The organism is Flavobacterium sp., assembly GCF_044361065.1.
Classification (GTDB): domain Bacteria; phylum Bacteroidota; class Bacteroidia; order Flavobacteriales; family Flavobacteriaceae; genus Flavobacterium.
Genome location: NZ_JBIKJI010000007.1, coordinates 17,128 through 30,184, shown reverse-complemented (window position 1 = coordinate 30,184; position 13,057 = coordinate 17,128). Strand labels below are relative to the sequence as shown.

The following is a 13,057-nucleotide window of genomic DNA, read 5'->3' as shown; positions in this document are numbered from 1 at the left end:
TAATTACTTTATCGCAAAAAACATCATTTGTTACGCGGTCAAAAAGCACCACTGGCATGCCTTGGTTAATGACTTCTTCTAAATGGTGAAAATCTTTTTTTAGTTGTGTTTCTTTAGAAAGCGACATGATAAAACCATCCGTACTTCCGCTGGCCAACATTTCAAGATTAATCACTTCTTTATCAAAAGACTCGTCCGAAAGTGTTACAATAACATTATAGCCAAATTCATTCGCTACGTGTTCTATTCCACTAATAACGGTAGCAAAAAAATGATGTACAATTTCAGGTATAATAATTCCAATGGTTTTTGTTTTTTTGTTTTTTAAACTTAACGCAATATTATTTGGCTTATAATTATACAATTTAGCAAAAGCTTTCACTTTTAATCTTGTTTCTTCACTGATTTCGTGACTGTCTCTTAATGATTTTGAGACGGTTGAAATAGAAATATCCAGCTCTTTTGCAATTTGCTTTAAGGTTACTTTTCTTCTCATTTTAATTTTGAATTAAATTCGATTTTCGGCTACAAGATACTTCTTTTATTTTAAGTAGAAAAGTGGCGTTTATTTTCGAAATTACGAATGTGGGATTTTTATCCGAAAAAAAATATTTATCTTATTCATTTTCAGTAAAAAAGATGCATAAATAATAAAGTTTTCAACACGAAAACGTTTTCGTTGCGTAATAAATTTTTATAGATTTTGATTAATGAAAATTTTACATAAATTTAACCTTTGAAGTGAATATATAAGCAAAAAACTGACTATTAATTTAAACAAAATGTATGAAAACAATGCTAAAAAAATTACTGTTTTTTATGCTCGTTTTACCATTAAGTGTTTTGGCTCAAAACAGCTTATCAGGTAAAGTAACAGACGCATCTAGCAATCAAGCTATGTCTGGCGTTTCAGTAGTAATTACTGGAACAACAAATGGAACATTCACAAATTCTGATGGAACATTTACTTTGAAAAATGTTAAATCAGGAGACAATGTTTCTTTCTCATTTTTGGGATTTAAAACAGAAACCATTGCTTACTCTAATCAACAAAACATTTCAGTTTCTTTACAACAAGACGGCCAAGGAATTGAAGAGGTAGTTGTAGTAGGTTACGGTAAAGTTAAGAAAAAAGACGCTACTGGCGCTGTAACTCAAATTTCTGCTAAAGATTTTAACAAAGGTGCTACACCAACTGTTGAAAATTTATTAAATGGTAGAGTTGCAGGTTTACAAATTAACACAGGAGGTGGGCCAGCAAGTGGTTCAGCTATTAGAATTAGAGGTGGTGCTTCAATTAGTGCAACAAATGATCCTTTAATTGTTGTGGATGGTTTGCCAATTTCTAATGAGTCGCCTGCAGGTTCAAGAAACTTTTTAGCCACTTTAGATCCAAATACAGTAGAATCTATCTCTGTATTAAAAGATGCTTCTGCAACTGCTATTTATGGTTCAAGAGCTTCTAATGGTGTAATTATCATTACGACCAAAAAAGGTGGTAAAAAATTGAAAGTGGATTACAATTTCCAATATGGAAGCGGTAAACACTACAGAAAAATTGATGTATTAAGTTCAGATGAATTTGTAGCTAAAGCGCAAGAATTATATCCTGCGCAAGTTGGAACTCTTGGAGTGCCATCTGGGATTGCAGATAATCCTGCTACGCCAAATATCAACGAAAGTAGAACTATTTATAATACTGATTGGCAAGAAGAAATATTTAGACCTACAGATTATGTAACAAATAACTTAAACTTGAGTGGTAGTTTATTTGATAAAATTCCTGCTAGATTGAGTGTTGGAAACACCTATCAGGAAGGTTTGATTTTAACAGACAAATTTAATAGAAATACTGCGGGTTTAAATTTAAGCCCAAGTTTATTTAAAGACCATTTAAAATTAACTTTAAACGCTAACATTTCTAACGAAAAAAACAATTTTGCTAGAACACCAATTGGAAGCGCTATAAGATTTGATCCAACGAAACCTGTTTATAATGCCAACTCACAATGGGGTGGTTTTTATGAATATACAGCCCCTAACGGAGATTTAACAGCTTTAGCACCTAGAAACCCAGTTGCGGAAATTATGCAAAGTACAAATGTTAGTAATGTAAACCGTATATTAGGTAACTTACAATTGGACTATAAATTTCATTTTTTACCTGAGTTAAGAGCCGTAGTAAATTTCGGTTACGACCAATCTAAAGGAGAAGGAAATCCAACTGTAGCGAGAAACTCAGCTGTTTCTGACGGAAATGGCGGAAACAGATTACAGGATAAATTTGGAGAGCGTTCTAACTACACTTCTTCTTTCACAAACAAACTATTAGATGGATATTTTGTTTATAACAAAAAATTCGGACAATTAGATTTTGAAGGAACAGCAGGTTATTCGTACCAAAAATTTGAAGAGGAAAGATATAATTCTGGAAACCTTTTAAATCCTACAGGAGATTTTTCTGACTTAGATAGATCAACAGACAGAGTTTTAATTGGATATTTTGCTAGAACAAACTTAACGTATAAAGACAAGTACTTATTAACGTTAACGTATAGAAGAGACGGAACTTCTGTGTTTTCAAAAGAAAATCAGTTTGGTAACTTCCCTGCAGCATCGTTTGCTTGGAAATTAAACAACGAGTTTTTTGCAAATAGCAAAACAATTTCTGACTTAAAACTTAGAGCAGGTTGGGGTATTACCGGACAACAAGATTTAGGAAGAGGAAGAAGAGATTATTTTCAACCACAATATACTACAGGAACACCAGGTTCACAGTATGTATTTGGAACTTCTCCTATTACAGTCGGATTGCCTAGAGATTACAATCCAAATTTAAAATGGGAAGAAACTACAACTTATAATGTAGGTTTAGACTATGGCTTGTTTAATAACAGAATTTCTGGATCGATTGAAGGATATTACAAATTATCAGAAGATTTGTTATTTGATGCTCCTTTTGCTGACGGTTCTAACTTTTCAAACTTTGGACCACAAAATATCGGAAGTTTAGATATTAAAGGGGTGGAATTCACTTTAAATGCTGAAATTGTTAAAAAAGAAAAATTCAATTGGAATGTTAATTTCAATGCTTCTAAATTTGAAAGAAGAATTAAATCTTTAAAAACAGTTAATAACACACCTACTGGAGGAATTGGTGGTGGAACAGGAGGAAACATTCAAGTGTTTACTGAAGGATGGACACCAAATTCATTTTATGTTTACCAACAATTATATAATCCCGATGGAACTCCAATTGAAGGTGGTTTTGCTGACCTAAATGGTGATAATATTATTAATGACAAAGATAAATACATTAGAAGTAATACAGATCCAGATGTATTATTAGGATTTCAATCTATAATGAATGTATATAATTTTGACTTCTCATTTAACTTAAGAGCAAGTATTGGTAACAGAATGTACAATAATGTTAATTCTGGAAATGCATATACTAACAATATGTTTGCGAATTCAATTTTATCAAACGTACCAACAAGTACTTTTGATTCTAACTTTGCAAGCTCAGGAAACAACGTAATTTTCTCCGATTATTACATTGAAAACGCATCGTTCTTAAGAATGGACAACATTACATTAGGATATACATTCCCTAATTGGTTAGAAGGAAAAGCTTCAGTAAGATTAAGCGCAGGCGTTCAAAATGCGTTTGTAATTACTAAATATTCAGGATTAGATCCAGAGGTATTTAGCGGAATTGATAACACAATTTATCCAAGACAAAGACAGTTTTTGTTTGGAGTTAATATGAAATTTTAAATAATTGAATTATGAAAAAGATAAAATTTAATTTATTGATTGTCATTGGTTCTTTTGCTTTATTTACATCTTGTACAGATGATTTAAATGTAACGCCAGAAGATGATGATGTATTTTTAACAGAAGCATATTTTAACTCTCCTGCATCCTACAAAACAGGATTAGGTGGTGTATATGCCAACTTATCGTTAACCGGATTAACTGGTGCTGGGTCGTCTAATATTCAAGGATTAGATGCCGGAACAAGTCAATTTGGACGTTGTTTATGGAATCTACAAAACTTAACTACAGATGAAGTAATTTGGAGTTATGAAAATGACCCTGGATTAGCAGAATTACAAAGAAATACTTGGACTACTAGTAATCCAATTATTTTAGGTATGTTCTCTAGAACTATGGCTCAAGTAGCTTTTTGTAATGAGTATTTAAGACAAACAAGTCCTGCAAAATTGAGCGAAAGAGGTGTAACAAACGCAGCATTATTATCTGATATTTCATTATACAGAGAAGAAGCAAGAGCTTTAAGAGCTTATGCGTATTATAATTTGATGGATTTATATGGTAAAGCTCCGTTTAATACAGAAAATGAAGCTGTAGGTGTGGCAGGACCAGAATATAGTAGACAACAATTGTTTACCTACATTGAAAGTGAAATGTTAGCGGTTGCTCAAACATTAAAAGCACCTAGAACTAATGAATACGGAAGAGTTGATAAAGCATTCGCTTGGATGGTGTTAGCTAAAATGTATTTAAATGCAGAAGTATATATTGGACAAAACAAATACGACCAATGTGTTACTATGTGTAACAACGTAATCGGTGGTGGGTATATTTTAGAACCAAATTACTTACATAACTTTACTGCTGACAATCATACTTCAACCGAAATGATTTTCACGTTACAATCTGATGGAGTAGTAACTCAAAACTATGGCCCAACGACAGTTATTCTTAACGGTCAAGTTGGTTCTGTAGAAAATAACGGATCAGCATTTGGTGTTGGTGGCTGGGGAGGCGCACTACGTTTAAGAAAACAATTTGTTCAAAAATTTACAGATGCTAGTTTTTCAACAGATGAAAGAAAAACTATTATTTCAGGCGCTAGACCAATTGAAATTACAAACATTGCCTTACAAGGTCAAGGATTTGTATTAGGTAAGTTTTCAAACAAAACTTCTACTGGTGCAGCGGGAGCAAATCAGACTTTTGTGGATACTGATTTCCCTTTATTCAGATTAGGTGATGTATATTTAATGTATGCTGAATGTGCTAAAAGAGGTGCTGCAAATGCTTCAATGTCACAAGCCGTTACTTATATAAACGACTTAAGAGAAAGAGCAAACAACAGTACTGCAAATAATATTAGTTCAACAGACTTGACTTTAGATTTCATTTTAGATGAACGTTCAAGAGAATTACATTGGGAAGGTCACAGAAGACAAGATTTAATTCGTTTCAATAAATATGTTGGCGGAAGTTACAATTGGACTTGGAAAGGGAATAGCTCAAGCGGAGTAGCTATTTCAAATCACTTAAAAGTATTCCCTATTCCTTCAACAAGTTTAGCATCAAATCCTAATTTAACACAAAACACAGGTTATTAATCAATATAAATTTAATAGTTATGAAAAATATTTTTAAATCAATTTTAACAGTCGCTTTATTTGCTGGTTTATCTTCTTGTGAAGAAGAAAGTAACTTAGCTTATATTCAGCCAGAAGCAAATGCATCATTTAGAATCATTACGCCAACAACTGGTGAAGGGGTAATTTTAAGTGCTACCGCATTAAACAACCCAGCAATTTCATTAACGTGGGATCAAGCACAGTATACTACACCTGCGAGTGTAACATATACTGTACAATTAGCGCCAAATGGTTCTGATTTTTCTAATGCACAAGATATATCAACAACTACAAACAGAAATGTAACCATCACAGCGGGTCAATTAAATGTTCCTGCTTTAACTGCAGGCGCTGTGCCATTTGTATCTACGCCTTTAGACTTTAGAATTAAAGCTACAGTAGCAGGTCAAGTACCATTATACTCTAATAAAATCACATATAATGTAACTGCTTTTGGTTGTTTAGGTCAATTTGCTGTTGGCGCTGGAATACCTTCTGCTGGATGGGGATGGAACACTCCTGCAAATTTAATTTGCGATAACAACGTTTTAACTATGAGAGTAGGATTAATTAACGATACTTTCCGTTTCTTTACACAAAGTGGTAACTGGGGTTCTGGAAGAAATTATCCATATTACAGTGGCTTGGGCTATAAAATTGTGAGTGTTTTAGAAAATGCTAATGACAACGACAGTAACTTTAAATTTATGGGTACTCCTGGTACTTACAGAGTAAAAATTGATGAAAATACTAAAACTATTGGCGTGGCTAAAAGTACTGTTACTACAGGTATAGAGCCTGCTTCATTTTGGTTAGTTGGAGCTGCCACTCCAGGTGATTGGTCATGGGATGGAAATAAAGAAACGGAATTACCAAACGTATCTAATAACATTTATGAAGTACCGGTTAGGTTAACTAACAATAATACTTTTAGAGTATGGGAAGTTAATAATGGTACAGATAATAACTGGGCATCTACTAATAGAAATTTCCCTTGGTATGTTTCTAATGGATACACCATTGACTCTGAATTAATTAATGCTGCAGATAATGATAGTAATTTTAGATATGTTGGTCCTACAGGAGTAAGATTATTTAAAATTAATACTACTACTAAAGTTATATCTGTAGATTAATTTTATATTAAAAAATAAAATGAGCTATATGAATTTCATATAGCTCATTTTTAATTTAAAAAATAGAATATTTAATTTCTATATGTTTTTGATAATCTTTTAACAAAAATGAAAAATGAAAAAAATTACAAGTATACTACTGCTGTTGTTTGCTCCATTCTTATTTGCACAACTACAAACGATTACGTATTCGATAACGCCTACAACATTTGAAGACAATCAATCCATTACCATAACCATTAATGGAAATTCAGTAAATGAATCTACCTGGGCATCTGGGAATAATTTATATTTATGGGCTTGGTCGTTTGACAGTAATGATAGCAATGTTTTAGATTGTCCAACAAATGGAAGCTGGACAAATTCAAACGAAACAAACAAATTCGTTTATAACTTAGGAACAGACACTTACACTTATACACTAACTCCAAACGCATTTTATAATCGATTTACAGGAATTGGTAAAATTGGATTTTTAGTAAAGGCAAAAAACGGAACAGGAGATAAAAAATCTCAAGATATAACATCAGAAGTAGGGGCATTTAATTTTAACCTGGTAACTCCTTTAAATACAAATACCATATTAAATTCTGGTGGAGGCATATTTATTTCAGCCAATCACACCAACGGAGCAGCAAATTATGTATTAAAAGCAAACGGCACAACTATTAATACTTTAGATGCCGCAGCAACAAGCTACAGCTATACCGCATCAAATATAACAACAAACACAAATTTTACTTTAGAAGTTACACAAGGAACTATTACATTAACTAAATCGTTTAGTGTGATTGTGGCACCTTCTGTAGTTCCTTCAGCTTTATTACCAACAGGATTAGAAATTGGTATAAATTATAATAGTACAGATGCTACTAAAGCAACATTAGTTTTAGAAGCGCCAGGAAAAGATTTTATATACGTTGCAGGAAGTTTCAACAATTGGCTACCTACTGCTACGCACTTAATGAAAAAAAATACAATAGGGAGTAAATTTTGGTTAGAATTAACTGGGCTTACACCAGGTCAAGTTTATTCGTATCAATATTGGGTTGTAGACCAAACTCCAACAACTAATTCGCCAAATTTAGTAAAAACTGCAGATCCTTGTTCTACTTTGGTATTATCACCTTATGATGATCAATGGATACCTGCATCAACATATCCGAACTTGCCAGCTTATCCAGTAGGGCAAGAAAGGGAAGTAACTGTACTTCAAACAGGCAAAATACCTTATAATTGGCAAAATACAAACTTTACAAAACCAAATAAGGACAAATTAATAATTTATGAGGTACTTGTAAGAGATTTTGATTCAGATAGTAATTATCAGGACTTAATTGATAAAATAGAGTATTTTAAAAACTTAGGAATCAATGCTATCGAATTAATGCCTAATATGGAATTTGAAGGAAATGAAAGTTGGGGATATAATACTTCATTTCACATGGCTTTAGATAAATTTTATGGTACTGAAAATAAATTCAAAGAATTTGTTGATTTATGTCATCAAAACAACATTGCAGTAATATTAGACATCGCCTTCAATCACGCCTTTGGAAGAAATCCGTTGATAAGAATGTGGATGAATGATACTAATACTGGTGGAGTTCAAGATGGTTGGGGGCCACCAAACGCAGACAACCCTTATTTTAATACTGAAGCGCTTCATAGTTATAGTGTAGGGGAAGATTTTAATCATACCAGTACTTTCACACGTGAATACGTAAATAGAACGCTAAAACATTGGATAACTGAATTTAAAATTGATGGCTTCCGCTGGGATTTAACCAAAGGTTTTACTCAAAATTGTACGAGTACTAATGATGCTTGTACTGACGGATATCAAGCTGATCGCGTAGAAGTTTTAAAATTATATGCTGATTATTCTTGGTCGTTAGATCCAAATCATTATGTAATTTTTGAACATTTAGGTTCTGATTTTGAAGAACAACAATGGGCAAATCATAGATTGTCTGAAGGAAAAGGAATTATGATGTGGGGTGAAATGTTTACACAATATAAAGAATTAGCTATGGGATATTCTAATACGACTGGTAACATTAATAGAATGGGACACGTAAGTAGAGGATTTACAGGAAAGCGTTTAATAGGTTATCCAGAAAGTCATGATAAAGACCGATTGATGTATGAAGCAATAACATTCGGAAACAATTCTGGTACAAGTCCAGTCTTTAATAACGAAACCAATACGATAAATAGAATGTCTGCATTAGGCGCAATAAGCATGCTGATTCCTGGTCCAAAAATGATTTGGCATTTTCAAGAATTAGGAATGGACGATTCTATTTATACTTGTGAAAACGGCTCTGTTAACAGCGAAACTGATGCTACACCAGGAAATTGTAAATTAGATACAAAGCCACAACCACAATGGATAGAAAATTGGTTAACAACAACCCCAAGAAGTGCTATTTATTCCAATTATGTTAAATTTACTAAACTTAAAAAAGGAGAAGCTGCTTTTAGTGGAGAGTATGCTATTTCTCCAGATGGTTCTGATAACTTAAAGCAAAGAATTTATATTTATGATAATGCTTTGCCTGCAACGCAATTAAAAAATGTAGTTATTTTAGCAAATTTGTACACAAGTAACCAAAATATTGTTGCCGATTTTCCATATACAGGAACATGGTATAATTTAATGGATAACACCACAACAAATGTAACTGCAACGAATATGCAAATTACATTAGGGCCAGGCGAATTTAGAATTTTTGGTAATCAACTTTCTACTGTATTATCTAATGAAAGTTTTGAAGCAATTTCTAAAGTAGAACTATATCCAAATCCTAGCACGAATGCATTTCAAATTTCTGTAGATGCTAAAAAATTAGAGATTTATTCGCTAACAGGACAATTAATTCAAACCGAAAATAATTGTGTTGCAAACAAAGAAATAAATATTTCTAACTTAGCTAAAGGAATTTACATTGTAAAAATTACCAATTCAGATGCGATTTCAATTAGCAAGAAATTAATAAAAGAATAAGAAATAAGTGTATAAATAAAAAGGTGTCTAAATTTAGACACCTTTTTTAATTCTATAAATTAAACCAATTCAGGAACAACTAAACGTTCAATAGCATTCCACAACCCTATTCTTTTTTGAAGTGATTCTTGTGCTACTTGCGCTACTTCTTGCCATTTTTTGATGTCATCACCGCATAAGTAATCAATCATTTTCATAGCCATTGGTCCGTGTTCATCTGCATCCAACTCAATGTGCCTTTCAAAGTAATAAATTAATTTAGACACGTTTGTTTCTGGGAAGTTTTTCTGAAAACTTTTAACAATTTCAGTAAACATATTCGGAATTAAATCTTCGCGGCCAAATGTAAATGCCGATGCAATTTTATGAGGTTGGCCTGTTTCAATTACAGTAAAAGTAAAATGTAAAAAATCCTTAACTTCGTCAGGTAAATTTGCATTTTTTATCGCAACAAAAACATTTTTCGTACTCGCTACTTGCTCTAAAAAATCTAAAACGGGTTGTGTAGTAGCGCCGCATTCTATCATAGCATCTAAATACATTTCAAAATGACTTTGTCGTGAACCGTCTAATGCCAAATCTGATTCTTCTGCAACTACAATTTCATTAATTAAATAACGTAATTCTGGATTTGGTGAAGCCGTCCAAGGTATAGACACCGAAGTTAGATGAATTTGTAACCCTTTTAACAACGACATAAAATCCCAAACCGCATACACATGATGTGTTAAAAAAACATGTAAATCCTCAATAGTATGAATTTTAGCATACAAAGGATGATTTAACAACTCTTGTCTTAAAGGTTCAATTTCGTTTTTTATCGAATTTGTATTCATTTTAAAAATGTTAAAATTTTAAGTGTAATTCTTTCGGATACAAAAGTAAAAATGCTTCTCCAAATAGAGAAGCATTTTATATCAATTTTATTTATTGTTTAATCTAAAAATGCCTTATTTGAAAGCTGGAAAACCAGTAACATCCATTCCTGTTATCAATAAGTGAATGTCATGCGTTCCTTCGTAAGTAACTACCGACTCTAAATTCATCATATGACGCATAATAGAATATTCTCCAGTAATTCCCATTCCTCCTAACATCTGACGTGCATCACGAGCAATCGTTAAAGCCATATCCACGTTGTTTCTTTTCGCCATAGAAATTTGAGCAGTTGTTGCTCTACCTTCATTTCTTAAAACGCCTAATCGCCAAGTTAATAATTGTGCTTTTGTGATTTCTGTAATCATTTCTGCCAATTTCTTTTGTTGTAATTGTGTCGCACCAATAGGTTTGTCAAACTGAATACGTTCTTTAGAATAACGCAAAGCGGTATCATAACAGTCCATTGCAGCGCCAATTGCACCCCAAGCAATTCCATATCGTGCTGAATCTAAACATCCCAGCGGCGCACCAAGTCCAGATTTATTTGGTAATAAATTTTCTTTTGGTACTTTCACGTTATCAAAAATAAGTTCACCCGTTGCCGAAGCACGTAACGACCATTTATTATGTGTTTCTGGAGTGGTAAACCCTTCCATACCTCTTTCTACAATTAATCCGTGAATTCTGCCTTCTTCATTTTTTGCCCAAACTACTGCAATATCAGCAAAAGGCGCATTTGAAATCCACATTTTAGCACCATTTAAAAGATAATGGTCGCCCATATCTTTAAAATTCGATGTCATTCCACCTGGATTTGAACCGTGATCAGGTTCTGTTAAACCAAAACAACCAATAAATTCTCCAGTGGCTAATTTTGGCAAATATTTCATTCTCTGTTCTTCATTTCCGTATTTCCAAATTGGGTACATTACCAATGAAGATTGTACAGAAGAAGTAGATCGTACACCAGAATCGCCTCTTTCAATTTCTTGCATAATTAAACCATATGAAATTTGGTCTAATCCCGCACCACCATATTCTACAGGAATGTATGGTCCAAAACCACCAATCTCACCTAATCCTTTTACAATTTGTTTTGGAAATTCAGCACGTTGCGCATAGTCTTCAATAATTGGAGAAACTTCTTTTTTTACCCAAGCTCTTGCTGCATCACGAACTAATTTATGCTCTTCTGATAATAAATCGTCTAACAAATAATAATCAGGTGATTGAAATAAATCTGGTTTCATATGTGAATGTTTTTATAAATCAATTTGAATGACAAAAGTAATTATTTTTTAACAAAAGTAAATTGAATAGTTAGATTTATTAGAAAACAAAAGTTAAAACTTACATTTTCAAATAAAATTATTCTGTTAATTTTATATCTATTATATAGAAATTGGACTTCAATTATCAGACATAACTCTAAGAAAATAATAATTTTTTTAAAATAAGGCATTTTAAATGTGATAATTTATAGGTTTGTTATAATAATGTAATAAAGTAAAAAGAGCATTTTGGAAACATTTGAGGAAATTTTAAATAAGAACAAAGGGATAATTTTTCGTATTGTCAATTACTATTGTAAAAATGCGGATGACAAAAAAGATTTAGAACAAGAAATTTTAATTCAAATATGGCTTTCCTATAAAAAATATAATGAAGCATTTGCTTGGAGTACTTTTATTTATAGAATTGCATTGAATGTTTCGATAGGGTTTTATAAAAAACAAAAAAGACGAAAAGATAAATTTATTAATGTTAATTTATTTATTGAAACACATCTACAGGATGAGACGCCTTTAGTAATTGATGAAGACTTAAGGGTGCTAAATGAATTTATATTTCAATTAAATGACATTAATAAAGCACTTATGATTTTGTATCTACAAGAAAAGTCTTACGCAGAAATTGCTTTGATTTTAGGGATTTCTGAAACTAACATTAGTACAAAAATTAACAGATTAAAAATTCAACTTAAAGAATATTTTAAAGTAAATAAAAATGGAAATAGATAACTTAAAAAAAGCTTGGCAGGAAACGATTGATAGTAGAGAGAAAAACACCGAAATCAATTATTTAGTTTTAAAAAAATTGACCTTGGAAACTACTTCAAGTTCAATCAATAAAATTCTTAACTTTCAAAAAATTGGAACTTTTCTTGCATTACTATATGCCATTATATCTTTTGCTCTTGGATTTATATTTTTAACAACTTATTATTGTGTTCCATTGTTCATTTCGGGAATTTTAATGGTTTATTGTTTTTTGGGTCATTATAAAAATAATAAAATGATTGAAAATATAGATTATTATAAAACTCCTGTAAAAGATTATTTAAAAACTATTTTACAGTATGAAAATAAGATTTATGAAGCCAAAAAAAGCGATTATATTATAACTTTTTTTTGGGTTACAGCGATTTCGCCTTTATATATAAAATATGTTAAAAATATAGATGTTTTTGAAGATAGTTATTCTTTACTGATTTTCCTTGGAGTTTTAATTGTAATTTTTTTATTTATTGCAATTGGCACAAATTCAATATATAAAAATTATGGCAAAAAATTCAATGGTGTAAAAAATCAATTAGAGGAAATTCTGGAATTTGAAAAAGAATAAAC

General features: G+C 31.7%; 9 protein-coding genes. 6 read left to right on the top strand and 3 right to left on the bottom strand.

Annotated elements, in window-relative coordinates; translation table 11 throughout:
* On the bottom strand, positions 1-496 hold a 496-nt coding region (locus ACIQ11_RS01090), incomplete at its 3' end, for a LacI family DNA-binding transcriptional regulator (protein WP_396152002.1).
* A gap of 290 nt (positions 497-786) precedes the next feature.
* Here ACIQ11_RS01090 and ACIQ11_RS01085 point away from each other — a divergent pair.
* The 4 genes from ACIQ11_RS01085 (at position 787) to ACIQ11_RS01070 (ending at position 9,551) form a co-directional block, all read left to right on the top strand.
* Positions 787-3,780 carry a SusC/RagA family TonB-linked outer membrane protein gene (locus ACIQ11_RS01085; RefSeq protein ID WP_396152000.1) on the top strand — a complete coding sequence of 998 codons (2,994 nt, stop codon included), beginning with the start codon at positions 787-789 and terminating at the stop codon, positions 3,778-3,780.
* Positions 3,781-3,791: 11 nt separating this feature from the next.
* Positions 3,792-5,384: a RagB/SusD family nutrient uptake outer membrane protein gene (locus tag ACIQ11_RS01080; protein WP_396151998.1), complete on the top strand. Its 1,593-nt coding sequence runs from the start codon at positions 3,792-3,794 to the stop codon at positions 5,382-5,384.
* Between the two features lie 20 nt (positions 5,385-5,404).
* Positions 5,405-6,541 (top strand): SusE domain-containing protein, encoded by a 1,137-nt coding sequence (locus ACIQ11_RS01075; RefSeq protein WP_396151996.1) that lies wholly within the window; start codon positions 5,405-5,407, stop codon positions 6,539-6,541.
* Between the two features lie 115 nt (positions 6,542-6,656).
* On the top strand, positions 6,657-9,551 hold the full coding sequence (locus tag ACIQ11_RS01070; RefSeq protein WP_396151994.1) for an alpha-amylase family glycosyl hydrolase: 2,895 nt from the start codon (positions 6,657-6,659) through the stop codon (positions 9,549-9,551).
* A 59-nt stretch (positions 9,552-9,610) separates the two neighbouring features.
* Here ACIQ11_RS01070 and ACIQ11_RS01065 read toward each other — a convergent pair whose 3' ends face one another.
* Together ACIQ11_RS01065 and ACIQ11_RS01060 are read right to left on the bottom strand one after the other, a co-directional pair.
* The gene (locus ACIQ11_RS01065; protein WP_396151992.1) at positions 9,611-10,387 is read right to left on the bottom strand and encodes a DUF3050 domain-containing protein; all 777 of its coding nucleotides are present in this window, start codon (positions 10,385-10,387) and stop codon (positions 9,611-9,613) included.
* A gap of 114 nt (positions 10,388-10,501) precedes the next feature.
* The gene (locus tag ACIQ11_RS01060) at positions 10,502-11,680 is read right to left on the bottom strand and encodes an acyl-CoA dehydrogenase family protein (protein ID WP_396150731.1); all 1,179 of its coding nucleotides are present in this window, start codon (positions 11,678-11,680) and stop codon (positions 10,502-10,504) included.
* Between the two features lie 270 nt (positions 11,681-11,950).
* On the opposite strand from ACIQ11_RS01060, the gene ACIQ11_RS01055 reads away from it, so the two are divergent.
* On the top strand, positions 11,951-12,451 hold the full coding sequence (locus ACIQ11_RS01055) for an RNA polymerase sigma factor (protein WP_396151990.1): 501 nt from the start codon (positions 11,951-11,953) through the stop codon (positions 12,449-12,451).
* The gene (locus ACIQ11_RS01050; protein WP_396151988.1) at positions 12,438-13,055 is read left to right on the top strand and encodes a hypothetical protein; all 618 of its coding nucleotides are present in this window, start codon (positions 12,438-12,440) and stop codon (positions 13,053-13,055) included. Before ACIQ11_RS01055 ends, ACIQ11_RS01050 begins: the two co-directional genes overlap by 14 nt.
* Positions 13,056-13,057 lie beyond the last annotated feature (2 nt).

Bases quoted from the DNA above. Each gene is read 5' to 3' on its own strand.
- ACIQ11_RS01050 (WP_396151988.1), top strand. From the start codon at position 12,438: ATGGAAATAGATAACTTAAAAAAAGCTTGGCAGGAAACGATTGATAGT.
- ACIQ11_RS01065 (WP_396151992.1), bottom strand. From the start codon at position 10,387: ATGAATACAAATTCGATAAAAAACGAAATTGAACCTTTAAGACAAGAG.
- ACIQ11_RS01085 (WP_396152000.1), top strand. From the start codon at position 787: ATGAAAACAATGCTAAAAAAATTACTGTTTTTTATGCTCGTTTTACCA.
- ACIQ11_RS01070 (WP_396151994.1), top strand. From the start codon at position 6,657: ATGAAAAAAATTACAAGTATACTACTGCTGTTGTTTGCTCCATTCTTA.
- ACIQ11_RS01075 (WP_396151996.1), top strand. From the start codon at position 5,405: ATGAAAAATATTTTTAAATCAATTTTAACAGTCGCTTTATTTGCTGGT.
- ACIQ11_RS01060 (WP_396150731.1), bottom strand. From the start codon at position 11,680: ATGAAACCAGATTTATTTCAATCACCTGATTATTATTTGTTAGACGAT.
- ACIQ11_RS01080 (WP_396151998.1), top strand. From the start codon at position 3,792: ATGAAAAAGATAAAATTTAATTTATTGATTGTCATTGGTTCTTTTGCT.